The sequence below is a fragment of the Flavobacterium sp. genome (genome assembly GCF_023151265.1).
Lineage (GTDB): Bacteria > Bacteroidota > Bacteroidia > Flavobacteriales > Flavobacteriaceae > Flavobacterium.
In genome coordinates this window covers 1-16,574 of record NZ_JAKLJH010000044.1, presented here as the reverse complement: position 1 = coordinate 16,574, position 16,574 = coordinate 1, and the positions used below count along the sequence as shown (strand labels likewise).

At 32.9% G+C, this 16,574-nt stretch carries 10 protein-coding genes and 1 tRNA gene; 5 read left to right on the top strand and 6 right to left on the bottom strand.

The window, feature by feature from the left end; all coding sequences use genetic code 11:
* A partial coding sequence (locus L6Q46_RS05855) for a T9SS sorting signal type C domain-containing protein (protein ID WP_291283519.1) occupies window positions 1–1,709 on the top strand: 1,709 nt, incomplete at its 5' end.
* Between the two features lie 102 nt (window positions 1,710–1,811).
* Complete coding sequence (locus tag L6Q46_RS05850) at window positions 1,812–3,200, top strand: dipeptidase (RefSeq protein WP_291283518.1); 1,389 nt, start codon at window positions 1,812–1,814, stop codon at window positions 3,198–3,200.
* 28 nt (window positions 3,201–3,228) lie between these two features.
* Here L6Q46_RS05850 and L6Q46_RS05845 read toward each other — a convergent pair whose 3' ends face one another.
* The 3 genes from L6Q46_RS05845 to L6Q46_RS05835 all read right to left on the bottom strand — a co-directional run bounded on the left by L6Q46_RS05845 (window position 3,229) and on the right by L6Q46_RS05835 (window position 7,598).
* Window positions 3,229–4,527, bottom strand: a complete 1,299-nt coding sequence (locus L6Q46_RS05845; protein ID WP_291283517.1) for an HTTM domain-containing protein — start codon at window positions 4,525–4,527, stop codon at window positions 3,229–3,231.
* Window positions 4,524–5,456 (bottom strand): bifunctional riboflavin kinase/FAD synthetase, encoded by a 933-nt coding sequence (locus tag L6Q46_RS05840; protein ID WP_291283516.1) that lies wholly within the window; start codon window positions 5,454–5,456, stop codon window positions 4,524–4,526. Before L6Q46_RS05840 ends, L6Q46_RS05845 begins: the two co-directional genes overlap by 4 nt.
* A 72-nt stretch (window positions 5,457–5,528) precedes the next feature.
* Window positions 5,529–7,598 carry a M43 family zinc metalloprotease gene (locus L6Q46_RS05835; RefSeq protein ID WP_291283515.1) on the bottom strand — a complete coding sequence of 690 codons (2,070 nt, stop codon included), beginning with the start codon at window positions 7,596–7,598 and terminating at the stop codon, window positions 5,529–5,531.
* Window positions 7,599–7,814: 216 nt separating this feature from the next.
* Here L6Q46_RS05835 and L6Q46_RS05830 point away from each other — a divergent pair, with 216 nt between their 5' ends.
* Window positions 7,815–10,511: a reprolysin-like metallopeptidase gene (locus L6Q46_RS05830; protein ID WP_291283514.1), complete on the top strand. Its 2,697-nt coding sequence runs from the start codon at window positions 7,815–7,817 to the stop codon at window positions 10,509–10,511.
* Window positions 10,512–10,630: 119 nt separating this feature from the next.
* Window positions 10,631–13,948, top strand: a complete 3,318-nt coding sequence (locus tag L6Q46_RS05825; RefSeq protein ID WP_291283513.1) for a reprolysin-like metallopeptidase — start codon at window positions 10,631–10,633, stop codon at window positions 13,946–13,948.
* Between the two features lie 44 nt (window positions 13,949–13,992).
* On the opposite strand, the gene pth is transcribed toward L6Q46_RS05825, so the two are convergent.
* The 3 genes from pth to L6Q46_RS05810 all read right to left on the bottom strand — a co-directional run bounded on the left by pth (window position 13,993) and on the right by L6Q46_RS05810 (window position 16,294).
* Window positions 13,993–14,559 (bottom strand): aminoacyl-tRNA hydrolase, encoded by a 567-nt coding sequence (gene pth / locus L6Q46_RS05820; RefSeq protein WP_291283520.1) that lies wholly within the window; start codon window positions 14,557–14,559, stop codon window positions 13,993–13,995.
* Window positions 14,560–14,701: 142 nt separating this feature from the next.
* Window positions 14,702–15,304: a 50S ribosomal protein L25/general stress protein Ctc gene (locus L6Q46_RS05815; protein ID WP_291283512.1), complete on the bottom strand. Its 603-nt coding sequence runs from the start codon at window positions 15,302–15,304 to the stop codon at window positions 14,702–14,704.
* 48 nt (window positions 15,305–15,352) lie between these two features.
* Entirely contained in the window at window positions 15,353–16,294 is a 942-nt protein-coding gene (locus L6Q46_RS05810) for a ribose-phosphate pyrophosphokinase (protein ID WP_026725217.1), read from the bottom strand.
* Window positions 16,295–16,460: 166 nt separating this feature from the next.
* On the opposite strand from L6Q46_RS05810, the gene L6Q46_RS05805 reads away from it, so the two are divergent.
* Window positions 16,461–16,540, top strand: a tRNA-Leu gene (locus tag L6Q46_RS05805).
* Window positions 16,541–16,574 lie beyond the last annotated feature (34 nt).

The window sequence follows — 16,574 nt, the reverse complement described above, 5'->3', positions numbered from 1 at the left end:
CAAACACTGGAATGAAAGATTGTAAAGTGCTTTCATTGGATTACAGAGCTGCAGATAAAACTATTTTAGCAGCAACTTTTGGAAGAGGAATGTGGACAGGTCAATTTTGGCAATGTGGTGATTTAACAACTTCTTGGAACGGTTCTACTTGGTCTAATGGCGCGCCTATATCAAAAACAGCTGTTACATTTGCAGGAAATTATACTTCTACAGCTAGTTTAGATGCTTGTTCTGTAACTGTAAATTCAGGAGCTAATGTTGTATTTAACTCAGGACATTCTTTACGAGTTGGAGAAAATATCACAGTTAACGGAACAGGAACTTTAACATTTGAAAACAATTCAGCATTAGTTCAGTATACAAAACACGCTGAAAATACTGGAAATATAACGGTTAAAAGAAATTCAGCTAATATGATTCGTCAGGATTATACAGCTTGGGGTTCGCCAGTTTCAGGACAAAATCTTTTAGCATTTTCACCTAACACATTAACAAATCGTTTTTATCAATATTTGTTTACAGGAACAACAACTCCAACAGCTTATCAATCATTAGACCCTTCAACTAATAGCTTTCAAACAGCAAAAGGATATATGATTCGTGTGGCTAATAACTGGACCTCAATTGCTCCAGGAACATCATTCTTGGGTCAGTTTACTGGAGTTCCAAATAATGGTTCAATTACATTTGCGGTTGGTCAAGGATATAATTTACTTTCAAATCCGTATGCTTCACCAATTAATGCTAAAACGTTTATGATTAACAATCCAAAAGTTGATGCATTGTATTATTGGACTCATACTGTTCCAGCTAGTGGTGGAACTTATCCTTCTAATAACTATGCTTCTTATACTATTCTTGGTGGAACCGCATCGGCAAATGGTAGTGCAATTCCAAATGATTACATCCAAGTAGGACAAGGATTTTTTGTTCAAGCTAATTCAGCTTTTAATGTGAATTTTGAAAACGAATATCGTGTTGATGCGGCATTAAGTACTCAGTTTTTCAGACTTCAAAATACAGTACAAAATGTTTCAGAAACAGAGAAACACAGAATTTGGTTAAATTTAAATTCAAGTACAAACGCACATAATCAAATTTTAGTAGGTTACATGAATGGAGCAACTGCTGGATTTGACAAAAAGATTGATGCTTTAGCTTTAGAAACATCAAAATCTATGATTTACAATATTATTGATGATAAAGAATATGTAATTCAAGGAAGAAGCTTGCCTTTTGATGAGAATGATATTGTTCCAATAGGTTTCAAAGCAACAGAAAACAGTTCTTTTGAAATTGAAATTAATAGTTTTGATGGGTTATTCGAAAACCAAGAGGTGTATTTAAAAGATAATTTTATTGGAGCTATTCATAACTTAAAAGAAGGAAAATATTTCTTCTTATCTCAAATAGGTGATTTTAAAAATCGTTTCGAATTGGTATTTAAAAAACCATCAGTTTCACAAGAAATTATAGTTGATAATCAAGTATTCGTTTTTGTTAACGCTGGAAAAATTAATTTAACTTCATCAGATAAAAACATTCAATCTTTTGAGATTTATGATGTTTTAGGGAAACAAATTGTATCAAAAAACAACATTAATAATAAAGAATATGTTGTTTCAGGTTTAACATCAAGCAATCAATCTTTAATCGTTAGATTAGTCTTAGAAGATGGTCGTCAGATTACTAAAAAAGTAGTTTTTTAAACCTAAAATAGTTTTACTCAAAAGCCCAATCGTTAAAGATTGGGCTTTTTTTATTTCATTTGAAATCAATTTTGTATTTTTGAACTTTATCAAACAATCACAATGGACAATATAAAACAATACGTTCAAGAAAATAAAGAACGTTTTTTAAACGAATTAATCGAACTTTTAAAAATACCATCTGTAAGTGCTGATAGCGCTTATGCTCACGATGTAGTATTAACAGCCGAAGCAGTTAAAGCAAGTTTAGAAAAAGCAGGTTGCGATTTCGTAGAACTTTGCGAAACACCAGGTTATCCAATCGTTTACGGAGAAAAAATCATCGATAAAAATTTACCAACAGTTTTAGTGTACGGACATTACGATGTACAACCACCAGATCCAATGGAATTATGGACATCGCCTCCTTTTGAACCTGTAATTAAAACAACAGAAATTCACCCTGAAGGCGCTATTTTTGCTCGTGGTGCTTGCGATGATAAAGGTCAAATGTACATGCATGTGAAAGCGTTTGAATACATGATTCAAAACAATTGCTTACCATGTAACGTAAAATTCATGATTGAAGGCGAAGAAGAAGTAGGTTCTAAAAGTTTAGGTTGGTTTGTAGAAAGAAATCAAGAGAAGTTAGCGAATGATGTGATTTTGATTTCAGATACCGGAATGATTTCTAACCAACAACCATCTATTACAACAGGTTTAAGAGGATTGAGCTATGTTGAGGTAGAAGTTACGGGTCCAAATAGAGATTTACACTCAGGTTTATACGGAGGAGCTGTAGCAAATCCAATTAATGTATTAACTAAAATGATTGCTTCGTTGCATGATGAAAACAATCACATTACGATTCCAGGTTTTTACGATAAAGTTGAAGAATTATCTGCTGCTGAAAGAGCTGAAATGGCAAAAGCACCTTTTTCATTAGAAAAATACAAAAAAGCCTTAGATATAGAAGATGTTCACGGAGAAACAGGTTATGTTACCAATGAAAGAAATTCTATTCGCCCTACTTTAGATGTTAACGGAATTTGGGGTGGTTATACTGGTGAAGGAGCTAAAACAGTTATCGCAAGTAAAGCATTTGCGAAAATTTCAATGCGTTTAGTACCTAACCAAGATTGGGAAGAAATTACCGAATTATTCAAAAAACATTTCGAAAGTATCGCACCTAAATCAGTGAAAGTTGTGGTAAAACCACATCATGGTGGACAAGGTTATGTTACGCCAATTGATAGCATTGGTTATAGAGCAGCTAACAAAGCATACACTGAAACTTTTGGAGTTCCTGCAATTCCAGTTCGTTCGGGAGGAAGTATTCCAATTGTGGCGTTATTTGAGAAGGAATTAAAGAGCAAAACCATTTTAATGGGCTTTGGTTTAGATAGTGATGCAATTCACTCTCCAAACGAACATTTTGGTGTTTTCAATTACTTAAAAGGAATTGAAACCATTCCATTGTTTTATAAGTATTTCACAGAAATGAATAAATAAAAAAAATCCCGATGTAAATCGGGATTTTTTATTGGAGTTCAATCCATTCGTTATGTTTAAAATGACTCCATTTGGCCTTAGCCATATCAAACTTTGGATCAATTAAAGTTTTGTATTCTTTTCGATTGATGCTGTTTTTACAGTCAATATAAATCGCAATAGGTTTTCCTTTGTATTCCTCTTTGATGCGTTGACAGTATTGCCAAATAAAATCGGGTTTTGTGGCTAAATTTTGCGCTTGTTTATCGGTTAGGTTTTTTCTGTAATTGTAAATTGAAACACTTCCCGTTTTTAAATCTTTAATTTGGATTGTGATGTAGCCGTTTCTTTCGCGAAGCATCATGCGCCAACTTAATCGGTGTCCTTCTTCTGTCCAAAGTACATCACCTTCAATAAAATGATGACGAAGAGGTAGTGCAATTTGAATTATTAAATACGGAATTATTAAAAAATAAAGGATTCTTTTTCCATAGAAATTTTGACTTAAGTTTTCATCTTCAAGTTTTGGCTTTTTTCTAAGAAATAGTTTTCTGATAGTTTCGGGTTCGTAAAAAAACAAAGCAAAAGTCAGAGCAAAAAATGGAAAAATTCCGATTTGTAATGTTATCGAATTGAAAATGTGAAAAATCACGGAAGCGATTAAAGCAAGAGTTCTTGTTTTTTTGAGCAAAAGAAATGGTACAATCAACAAATCAAATAAAATTCCAGCATAAGCAATAAAAAGATAAAACCATTTTTGAGAAAAAAGTTCTAAAAAGAAAGGTTTAGAAGTGGTGCCAGCTAATAAGTTTTTTGTAAAAGTACCGTCTAGCCAATCGGGATAAAATTTTGCAATTGAAGCGTAAAAATAAACAACAGCGACTTGAACAATAAAAAGTAAATTTATCCAATAAGGCATTGTTTTTTCTTCTGAAACGCGATTTTTTTTTACATCAAGTGAGGCATATTTATTTGCAGGAAGAAAAATCATCAAAAAACTAATTAAAAGCAATAAGTAATAATGATTATTGTATGATGATTTCTGCATGAAATAGGCGCCAGCCCACAAAAGAGTATAGGCAATTATGGCGATTCGGTATCGATAACCAAGCATTATGGCTAATCCGAAAAATCCCATTAGAGCAAAATAGAAATACATGCCAAAACCTGGTAAAGGTTGAAGCCACTCAAAACCAATAAAAGAAAATGTAAATTCGGGGTCAATTAAAACGCGTTTTACCCATCCGGTTAAAATGGCGCCAAAACTTTCACAAGCAACTAAAAATCCAAAAAAGATTCGGAAAACAATTAATGGACTGTTATCTATTGCATTGAAAAAGATTTTCATTTTAAATTTTGAATATAATTTAGTGAAAATAGTTTGTCCTTCTCAAGTTGAGCTTGTAATTCGGTTAGTGAATTGAATTTTTGCTCTTCTCTAATGTGTTCTAGAATCGAAATTTGAAGGTTTTTGCTGTAAATATCTTCGTTAATATCAAAAAAGTGGATCTCAATTGATTGTTCGTTTTCTCCAATAGTTGGGTTTTTACCAATATTCATCATGCCAAAATGTAAAACATTATCTATTTCACTTGAAACAACATAAACACCATTCTTTGGTAACAGTTTATAGTTTTCTTTGATTTGAATGTTAGCTGTTGGAAAACCAATAGTTCGTCCTATTTTTTTGCCTTCAACAACTTTTCCAGAAATAAAATAAGAATATCCTAAATATTCATTGGCTAGTTTAATATTAGCTTCTAATAAAGCTTTTCTAATTTTGGTAGAACTAACTGCTATTTCGTCAATTTCTTTGGCATTAATTTGCTCTACTTCAAATTTGTATTTTTTTCCAAATAAAATCAAATCATTAATATCGGCAGTTCTATTTTTTCCAAAACGATGGTCGTGTCCAATAATTATTTTGTGAATGTTTAATTTATCAACCAAAATATTTTTTACAAATTCTTCGGCAGATAAATTTGAAAAAACTTCGTCAAAAGGATGAATTATTAAATTATCAATTCCAAATTTTTCTAGTAAAGTAGCTTTTTCATCGATCGTGTTTAATAATTTAATAGATGAATCTTGTTGTAGAACCATCCTTGGATGAGGAAAAAAAGTAAGTACTAAACTTTCATATTGATTGTTTTGAGTTGCATTTTTCATCTTTTCTAAGATAGATTTATGCCCCAAATGAACACCATCAAAAGTTCCAATGGTGATTATGGTTTTTTTTGAGCAATCAAATGAATTAATGGAATTGTATACTTTCAAAACTAAATTTTTACAAAAATAAAAAGGATTGAACTAGTTCAATCCTTTTTAAGTGATAAAATTTAAAAAAAATTAATTTTTGATGAATTTTAATGTTTTTGTAGCTTCTCCAATGTTAAGGTTTAAGAAGTAAACTCCATTTGAGTAGCTAGATACATTGATGTTTAAATCAGTATCAGATTGAATTGGTTTTACTGCAATTCTTTGTCCAATACTGTTGTAAATTTCAATTTTTCCGTTTCTTTCAATTCCAGCCGGTAAATTAATCGTGAAATAATCTTTAGATGGATTTGGATATAAACTAACATCTTCTAATAAGTTGAAATCGTCTGAAGAAAGAGTTGAGTTATTCGTAAAATAACTAGATCTTGAAATCACTGTATTTGCAGCATTTCCAGATTCAACAAAGTCGGTAACGTTTACTACTGTTGTAGCACCAGCAGTAACAGTGTAATAACCTTGACCAACACCATCAAATAAACCATCGCCATAAGAGTCGCTAACCGTTAAATAATAACAACCATTTGCTGGTAAATTCCATACTTGATTAGTAACATGTTGGTATGTTCCTCCTGGAGTTCTGTCAGGATAAGGTCCTCCGCTATACAATGTAGTCCCAGTTTGATTTTTTAAAGTCCATGTAGTTTCAGAACCATAAGAATCTCCAAATAAATTAAATGTAAATGAAGTTGCGTTAGCATAAGCTATTGTGATATTTGTTCCAAAAGATTTTGTAGCAGTATTATTTGAAGCTCTTTGATCTGTACCTCCATTTGCTGTTGCAACAGAAACGTTTAATGTTCCGTTTCCAGTTGAATTAGTTAATGTTATTAAAGCGTATTTATTTGGAGCTAAATTACCTGTCCAGTTTTGGTTGTAATTAGTTCCACCATTCATATTGTAGCTTAATGTAGCAGAAGTTAAGTTTGAAGTACCTCTATTGTATAATAATACTTTTTTTGCTACTGTTGAAGAAATTGGCGCAGCACATGTTGGTTCTACTATAGTGCACAGGTTTTCAATTTTTACTTCAGCATCATTTGCAAATAAAGGTATTGCAATATCTTTAGTTGAAGTTTTTAAATCTAATCTTCTTGGAAAAGTATTCATTGTAGATACTACTCTAGCTTTTTGTTCAATTGTGAATATGTTCATACAAGTATCATCTGTATAATCCATATAGTTTGCAATCATATCAGTTGCTCCTGTAGGACAAGAATTTCTTGCCGTACAACCATAATTAGGGTTAAGTACTGCTGGAGTATCAGTACAAAAATCTCCTGCTGTATTATTTTCTCCAGCACAACCTCCTTGGAAAGTGTGATAAAGTCCTAAAAAGTGACCTACTTCATGTGTCATAGTACGTCCTCTGTCATATGGAGCTGAAAAATTTCCAGCTGGATATAAAGCTGAACTTCCAAAATAGCTATAACCTGCTACCACACCATCTGTGTTGGCAGTAGCTGTACCGTTGCTAGGGAATTGAGCGTAACCTAAAATGCCACTATCAGCACCTCCAAAATTCACAGACCACATATTCATATATTGTGTAGGATCCCAAATTGTAGCTGGTTTTACAGTTGAGTCAATAGCGTCCATTTCCCAGAAATCTTCACACATATTAATTCTTGTAATACCATTTGTAGGGTTTCCATTTGGGTCAACTTTAGCTAAAATAAATTCTATTTGAATATCAGCTCCAAGTGGATTTGTATTGTATCCAGGTGTACCCATCATTCTTCTAAAATCTTGTGTCATTACAGTTATTTGAGAAGCTACTTGCTCATCAGTAATGTTTTCGTTAACTCCATAAGCATCACCATTATGAATTATATGAACCACAACAGGGATGTAAATAATTCCACCAGATTGAGAATTTGTCTCATTTGAATCTTTATTATTTTTGTAAGATTTCAGATAAGGAGCAAGATAAGCTTCGAATTGGTCTTTGTTCATTCTACTTGGGTCTTTAGCCTGTAGATAAGCTTCGTATTCGTCCGTTGCACATCTAATGTGTCCAGTAGGAGCGATTTTTTCGGCAGAAATTTCTTTGCCAAATTTTTTTGTTGTTTTTTTTGCTTCTTGTGCATTCAATGAAAATATGCTAAACAAAAAAGCACTTAATAAAGTAATTTTTTTCATTTTTTGAATAATAGGTTAATCTTTCAAAAGTAGATAAAAAATATTTAATTTGTTAAAATAATATGGTTTTTTTGTTTATTTTGTGTTAAATTTTCGAATCTCATATTTTCCTCATTGTCTTTTATTGTCGTTTGATGTTTAAAAAAGCTGTGTTTTTTTGAAATTTAATCAAATAATAATACATTTGCTTGCTAACCAAATAATTATATTCATAAAATGAAAAAAAAAATACACTTTTTATTAGTGTTTATTGTGTTTGTAGGGTTCTCTTATGGGCAAAGTAAATTATGGACAAAAGTTTCTGAAGAGAAACTAGGTGGTCTAGAAAAGATGGAGAGAGCATCTGTGCCGTCTGTTTATCAAATTATGCATTTAGATTTAAATGCTTTTAAACAATCTTTAGTTGGTGCTCCAGTTGATACAGAAGCTGCGTTTTCTAACACGATTGTAAATTTTCCAAATTCAAAAGGAGAGCTTTCTAGATTTAGAGTTTATGAAGCGCCAATTATGGAAAAAGGACTTGCTGATAGATATCCAGATATAAAATCTTATGCTGCTGTAGGTGTTGATAATCCTTCTGTTAAATTAAGATTTAGCGTTACTCTTTTTGGATTACATGTTATGTCTACTTCAGGAGATGAGGGTACATACTACATTGATACGTATACTAAAGATTTAAATAACTATATTGTTTATAACAGAAAAGATCTTTATACAGTAAGAACATTTGCTTGTCATTTCCAAGACAATCATGAAGAAATTGCAGAACAAAATAGAAGTGCTGTTGAAAACCAAACCTTAGCTACTGATGGAAAATTTAGACAATATAGGTTGGCTATGGCATGTACTATAGAGTATGCTGCTTTTCATGTTACAGCTGCTGGTTTAGGTGCTGGAACACTTGCACAGAAAAAAGCTGCAGTTTTATCAGCCATGAATGTTACCATGACTCGTGTAAATGGAATTTATGAGAGAGATATGTCTCTTAGAATGAATTTAGTTGCAAATAATGATTTGGTTATTTTTATTGATTCTGATAATTTTTCAAATGATGATGCTGAAAATCTTATTGATGAAAGCCAAGCAGTTATTAATGGAACTATCGGCTCTGCTAACTATGATATTGGACATACTGTCAGTACAGGTGGAGGAGGTTTAGCTGGTTTAGGAGTTGTTTGTAATAGTACGAATAAAGCTCGTGGAATTACAGGTTCTCCTTCTCCTGTGGGTGATCCTTATGATATTGATTATGTAGCACACGAAATGGGACATCAATTTGGTGGGCCTCATACTTTTAGTTCTAATGATGATCCAGCGGGATATAATTGTAATTCAGGTAATGTAAGTAGTGCTAATGCGGTTGAGCCAGGTAGTGGATCTACAATTATGGCTTATGCTGGAATTTGTGTAGAGAATGTACAATCAAATTCAGATGCTTATTTTCATGCTGTAAGTATTGCAAGTATGAATGCAGTTATGATTGGCTCAGGAAATTGTGCTCCACAAACTAATAATGGAAATAATCCTCCAGTTATAGCAGCATTATCAAATTACACTATTCCAAAAGGAACTGCTTTTGTGTTAACAGGAAACGCAACAGATGCTAATGCAGGAGCTTCTCTAACTTATTGTTGGGAACAAACAAATGCAGCTGCTGGTACTAACTATCCTACATCAACTCAAACAAGTGGTCCAGTTTACAGATCATTAAATCCAACTACCTCTAATAAAAGATATTTTCCAAATTTTCAAAGTGTTTTATCTGGTAATTTAGCTCCAACTTGGGAAGTAACTCCAACAGTTGGTAGAACTTTAAATTTTGCATTGACTGTTAGAGATAATCAAACACCAACTGGAGGACAAACGGCAAGAGCAAATATGACTGTAACAACTGTTGCAGCTGCTGGTCCATTTGCGGTAACAAGTCCTGCGGCAAATGCATCTTGGAATACTAATAGTTCTCAAACTATAACATGGAATGTTGCTGGTACTACAGCTAATGGAATTAATACAGCTAATGTCAATATCTTATTATCTACTGATAATGGAGCAACTTTTACCACATTGTTAGCTAATACTCCAAATGATGGTTCTCAAGCCGTAACAATGCCGGCAACTGCTGCTGTAAATTGTAGAATTTTAGTAGAGGCTGTTGGTAATGTTTACTATGCGGTTTCTCCAAATTTCTCTATTGGATATACTGTAACCAATGTATGTAATAGTTATACAATGAATACAGGATTTGCAATACCAGATAATAATACAGCTTTTACTGTAAGATCTATTAATGTTCCTACAACTAGTAATATTACTGATGTTAATTTAGCTGTTAATTTAACACATACATATGTTTCTGACCTGCAAATTATTTTGCAAGGGCCAATGGTAACTACAACTCAATCAACAATATTTAGTCAGTCTTGTACAAATAATGATAATATTAATGCTACATTTGATGATCAAGGTGCTGGTATTGTCTGTGCTCCAACCATTACAGGGAGTGTAATTCCAACAACATCACTAGGTGTATTTAATGGTTTAAATCCTAACGGGAACTGGTTAGTGGGCATTAGAGACATTGGAGCTGCTGATACAGGTAATGTTGTGTCTTATACTTTAACAGTTTGTTCTCAAACAGTTACATTGTCATCTGATTCATTTGGTTTAGAAAACTTTACTTTATATCCAAACCCTAATAATGGTAACTTTAATATTCAATTTACTTCTACTTCTGGAAATGAGATTAAAGTAAACATTCATGATATTAGAGGAAGAGAAATTTATTCAAAATCGTATACAAATAATGGCTTGTTTAATGAGAATTTACAATTAAGTAATGTTCAATCTGGTGTTTATCTTGTAACTGTTCAAGATGGTTCTAGAAAAGAAGTTAAGAAAATCGTAGTTCAATAATTACAAAATATTATCAAATTAATTAAAGAGAAGGCGGAAACCTTCTCTTTTTTTTATGATTATGTTAAAAAATTAATAAAAAAAATTATATTTGTCTATTAATCATAAAATTAACCCCAATGAAAAAACTATTACTAACCATTGTTTTGGTGTTTTCTTCATTTGTTTTAAATGCTCAAGTTAAGTCTTTGTGGCAAAAAATCGATGAGAATACTTTAGAAAACAAATTGAAGGTCAGAAGAGCTTCTTTTCCTCAAGAGTATAAATTGTGGAAATTAGATCTTCAAAATTTGAAAAATCAACTAAGAAATGCTCCTGTTAGGGGAGAATTCAAAGGTGTTTCAAATGTTATTATTTTACTACCAAATGCAGACGGACATCTTGAAAAGTTTCGAGTTTTAGAAACGCCTATTATGGAGCCCGAACTAGCTGCAAAATATCCAACTATTAAATCTTATGTTGGAAAAGGTATTGATGATGTAACTGCTACCGCTAGGTTTTCTGTTACAGAGTTTGGTTTGCATAGTATGACTTTGTCTGCAGGAAAAAGTACGGCTTTTATCGATCCTTATACGGAGGATACTCAAAATTATATCGTTTATAATAGAGCAAGTTTAGTTGGTGATGGGCAGTCATTTGAATGTTTAACTTCAGAAGGAGCTCATTTGCCTTCATTAGAAAACGACAGAAGAGCAAACGCAACTTTTAGAGCAGATACAGATGACAAGTTGTTAAGAACATATAGACTAGCTCAATCTTGTACGGCAGAATATGGTAATTTGTTTAGAGGAAATACAGGAGATCCTATTGCTACTCAAAAAGCTAGAGTGCAAGCACAAATGGCAATTACTATGACTCGTGTTAATGGCGTTTATGAAAATGATTTAGCTATTACTATGATTTTTGTAGCTAATAATGATGCTGTAATTTATATTGGAGCAACAAATTCTGACCCTTGGAATGGAGAGTTTAATGATCAGACAGGTGTTACTATTGATGCTAATATAGGATTCAATAATTACGACATAGGTCATAATTTTAACACCTCTGGTGGAGGGAATGCTGGTTGTATTGGTTGTGTTTGTAGCACAAGTACAGATCCTTTTGGTGGTTTTCACAAAGGTACAGGTATGACTGGTCGCGCTAATCCTACAGGAGATGCTTTTGATATAGATTATGTAGCGCATGAGATGGGTCACCAATTTGGAGGATATCATACTCAAAGTAGTTCTGGTTGTCGTTCAGGAAGTGGAGCAACAGAAGTAGAGCCTGGTTCTGGATCCACAATTATGGCTTATGCAGGTATTTGTAATACTAATGTTCAAGGAGCTAGTGATGCCTATTTTGCATATGTAAATATCAGAGATATTATGGAGAATGTGAAGTTTGGAGTGAGTCAACCAACTTTACCGATGACTAATTTAACTAATAATCCTCCAACAGCAAGTGCTGGTAGAGATTATGTGATTCCTAAATCAACTGCATTTATGTTAGTTGGACAAGGCACTGATCCTGAAAGCGATCCTCTTACTTATACATGGGAACAAAATGATCCACAAAACCCTAATACTACAGCAGCGCCTGTGGCAACTAGAGCTGTTGGTCCTATGTTTAGATCTATTTGGGGTACATCGTCTCCTGTTAGGTATATGCCAAGTATGGCTACTGTGTTAACTGGTGCTACTTCTAATACTTGGGAAGTTTGTCCTTCAGTAGCTAGAGATTTAAATTTTTCATTAACAGTTAGAGATAATAATTCTGGGATTGGTCAAACAGCTACAGATTTAATGAAAGTAACTGTTGATGGAGTAGCAGGCCCTTTTGTTGTAAATGTTCCAAATACAGCTGTTTCATGGCAAGCTGGTACAAATCAAAATGTAACTTGGAATGTTGCTGGAACAGATGTAAATGGTGTAAATGCAAAATTTGTTGACATTTATTTGTCTACCAATGCAGGTACAAGTTTTCCAATTTTATTAGCAAGTAAAGTTCCAAATGATGGTTCTGAAACTATTACTGTTCCAAATAATGTAGGAACAACAAATAGAATTATGGTAAAAGGATGGGATAATATCTTTTTTGATGTTTCTAATGCTAATTTTACGATTACTGCTCCAGCTAGTACAATGGCAATTTCTTTTAATGGGGTTGAAGGTGAGCAAAACAAATCTATCTGTCAAGGCTCTTCAGTTGTTTATACAGTAAGATATGAAGCTTTAGCTGGATTTAGTGGGGTAACCACATTTAGTGCTACAGGAAATCCTGCTGGAACAACGGTTACTTTTTCTCCAACAACACTTTCTACATCAGGAAATGTTACAATGACTGTTTCTAATACAACAGGTATAACGCCAGGTTTTTATAATATTATTGTAACAGCAACTTCAGGAGCTATTACTAAGATAGCTCCATTTTACTTAGATTTATTAAATTCTAACTTTGCTGCAACAACTTTGAGTTCTCCAGCAAATAATGCTGTGGGACAAGGAGTAAGCTTAAGTTTGACTTGGGTAGCTGATAGTAATGCTACTTCTTATGATGTTCAAGTTGCAACAGATTTAGCTTTTACTAATATTATCTCAAGTGGTAATACTGCTGCAACTAGTTATCCAATTTCAGGACTTTTAGAGGGTACAACATATTATTGGAGAGTTTTACCAAAGAATTCTGCTTGTAGCGGAACTTTTAGTCCTGAATATAGATTTACAACTGGTGTTGTAACTTGTCCAGGTTCGACATCTTCAACAAACGTTCCGTTAACAATTGCTACAACTGCTAATGTTACAATCAATTCTACTTTAAATATTCCTTCAGGAGGAACCATTAGTGATGTAAATATTACGATGAATGTTTCTCATACTTGGATAAACGATATGACGGCAACTTTGATTTCCCCTTCAGGAACTCAAGTACAGTTGTTTGCTCAGCCTTGTACGAGTGCTGATATTAGAAATATTAATGCTACTTTCGATGATTCTGGTTCAAATGTAGTTTGTGGTACTAATCCAGGTATTTCGGGAACAGTTAAATCATCTCAATTATTATCTGCATTTAACGGTCAAAATTCCACAGGAACTTGGACATTGAGAATTTTAGATAGTTTTAACCAAGATGGAGGAGCTTTAAATAGTTGGAGTTTAAATATTTGTACGGTTCAACCCCTTAGTATAAATGATAATGAAGGAAAAATTTCTGATTTAGTTATTTATCCAAATCCAAATAATGGTAACTTTAATATTCAGTTTACTTCAGCTTCAGGGAATGAAATCAAAGTAAATATTCATGATATTAGAGGAAGAGAAATTTTAAATAAATCATATAACAATAATGGTTTATTTAATGAAACATTACAATTAGATAGTATTCAATCTGGTGTTTATCTTGTAACTGTTCAAGATGGTTCTAGAAAAGAGGTTAAGAAAATTGTAGTTCAATAATTTAATGTAGTTATAGAAAAAAGGGAAGCTTTAAGCTTCCCTTTTTATTTTCCATTATACGTATTCATCGTATTGTTTAATCCAGCTAACGCAAACGATTTTACTATTTCTGAACTTATTTCAAGACGTTCTTTTAGTTTTTCTTTTTCTTCCGCATCCCATTCTCCTAAGACATAATTGACTTGTTGTCCTTTTTTAAAGGCATCGCTGATGCCAAATCGAAAACGAGGATATTCGGTTGAATTTAATAATAATTGAATGTTTTTAAGTCCGTTATGGCCACCATCGCTTCCTTTAGTTTTGATTCGGATGGTTCCAAAAGCTAAATTTAAATCATCAGTAATAACCAACATATTTTCTTTTTCTATGTTTTCTTTTTCTAACCAATATTTCACCGCTTTACCACTTAAATTCATGTAGGTGTTTGGTTTTAATAATAGAATGGTTCTTCCTTTTATTTTTAGCTCGGCAACTTCACCTAATTTCACTGTTTGAAACGAAATTCCTTCTTGATTAGCAATGTAATCTAAAATTTTGAAACCTATATTGTGTCGTGTATTTGTATATTCTGAGCCAATGTTTCCAAGCCCAACGATTAAGAATTTCTTCATTGAAATAGTGTCTTGTTTTTGTTTCTTAAATAGATTTGATAACCAATTCATGTTACAAAAGTAATGTAAAGTTTAGATAATGAAAAGCATAAAAAAAGCACCAGTAAAAACTGATGCTTCTTTTGTATAGTTTGTAAAGAAATTATTTTTTCTTTTTTCCACCTTTTTCTGCTTTCGCTGCTTCTTGAGCTGCTTTCATTGCCGCACGAGAAATTCTCACTTGACAAACTACAGTATTGTCTGGGTGCATTAATTTGAAATTGTTTGTTTCTAATTTAGTTACATACAATTTGTTACCCATTTGTAATTCTGAAATGTTAGCTTCAACAAAGTCAGGTAAGTTTTTAGGTAAAGCTTTTACTTTTAAACGACGTTGGTTTAAACGTAAAACACCTCCTAATAATACACCTGGAGAAGTTCCTGCAATTTTAACTGGCACTTCCATGATAATTTCTTTGTCATCACTTAATTGGAAGAAGTCGATGTGTAAAATTTTGTCAGAAACTGGGTGAAACTGAATGTCTTGCATGATTACATTGTAAGACGTTCCGTTTAACTCAATTACAACTGTGTGTGCGTTTGGAGTGTAAACTAAATCTTTAAATGCTCTTTCGTCTGCAACAAAATGAACTGGCTGATTTCCTCCGTAGATAACGCAAGGAACCATTCCAGCATCACGTACGGCTTTAGTTGCCTTTTTACCTACGTTTTCTCTTTCTGATCCTTTAATCGTAATTGATTTCATTGTAAAATATATATAATTAATAAATTCTTAATTAAAGTGGCTGTTTGATTACATCAAAAATTTACCACTAATAGAGTTGTTGTTTTGGACCATATGCATTACTTCTGCAAACAATGGAGCACAGCTTACTACTCTTATTTTTTTTGATTCTTTTCTTAACGGAATAGAATCGGTAACAATTAATTCTAATAATTTAGAATTTTCTATTTTTTCGTATGCCTCTCCTGATAAAATAGGGTGAGTACATATTGCTCTTACACTTAAAGCCCCTTTTTCCATCATAACATCAGCTGCTTTTGCTAATGTTCCTCCGGTATCAATCATATCGTCAACTAAAATAACATTTCTGCCTTTTACGTCTCCGATTAGCTCCATTGTGTCAATTACATTCGCTTTTTTTCTTTGTTTGTAACAAACTACAACATCAGATTCTAAAAATTTAGAATATGCGTATGCTCTTTTTGAACCTCCCATATCTGGAGATGCGATGGTTAAATTTTCTAAATTTAAACTTCTCACATAAGGCAAAAAGATTGTAGAAGCAAATAAATGATCTACTGGTTTTTCAAAGAACCCTTGAATTTGATCGGCGTGTAAATCCATGGTCATAATTCGGGTTGCTCCAGCTGTTTCTAATAGTTTTGCAACTAATTTTGCTCCAATTGGCACTCTTGGCTTGTCTTTTCTGTCTTGTCTTGCCCAGCCGAAGTAAGGGATAACCGCTGTAATATGACGTGCCGATGCTCTTTTTGCTGCATCAATCATCAATAATAATTCCATTAAATTGTCCGAACTTGGGAAAGTGGAACAAACAAGGAATACGCGCAATCCTCTTATCGATTCTTCAAAAGAAGGCTGAAATTCGCCATCACTATATTTAGAGAACGTAATCTTACCTAGCGGAACACCATACTTTTCAGCAATTTGTTCGGCTAAATACACACTCTGAGAACATGCAAAAATTTTTGCTTCTGGTTCTTGATACAGCATGTTAATTTATTGTTTAGTAGTTAGTTAGTGTTGTGTCGTGTAAACGAGGTGCAAATTTAGAAATAAAATTGAACTCTGAAAGGATATTTTTAACTATTTTTTTATGAATTGCAGAAATATTTTTTACATTTGCACCCACTTAATGATATAACCATCATTTTCCATTGCCCGGATGGCGGAATTGGTAGACGCGCACGACTCAAACTCGTGTACTTAGGTGTGTGGGTTCGATTCCCACTCCGGGTACGATTTTATTATAAAATCAAGTAAAACCTCTTAA

Bases quoted from the DNA above. Each gene is read 5' to 3' on its own strand.
- L6Q46_RS05825 (WP_291283513.1), top strand. From the start codon at position 10,631: ATGAAAAAACTATTACTAACCATTGTTTTGGTGTTTTCTTCATTTGTT.
- pth (WP_291283520.1), bottom strand. From the start codon at position 14,559: ATGAAGAAATTCTTAATCGTTGGGCTTGGAAACATTGGCTCAGAATAT.
- L6Q46_RS05830 (WP_291283514.1), top strand. From the start codon at position 7,815: ATGAAAAAAAAAATACACTTTTTATTAGTGTTTATTGTGTTTGTAGGG.
- L6Q46_RS05815 (WP_291283512.1), bottom strand. From the start codon at position 15,304: ATGAAATCAATTACGATTAAAGGATCAGAAAGAGAAAACGTAGGTAAA.
- L6Q46_RS05845 (WP_291283517.1), bottom strand. From the start codon at position 4,527: ATGAAAATCTTTTTCAATGCAATAGATAACAGTCCATTAATTGTTTTC.
- L6Q46_RS05850 (WP_291283518.1), top strand. From the start codon at position 1,812: ATGGACAATATAAAACAATACGTTCAAGAAAATAAAGAACGTTTTTTA.
- L6Q46_RS05835 (WP_291283515.1), bottom strand. From the start codon at position 7,598: ATGAAAAAAATTACTTTATTAAGTGCTTTTTTGTTTAGCATATTTTCA.
- L6Q46_RS05810 (WP_026725217.1), bottom strand. From the start codon at position 16,294: ATGCTGTATCAAGAACCAGAAGCAAAAATTTTTGCATGTTCTCAGAGT.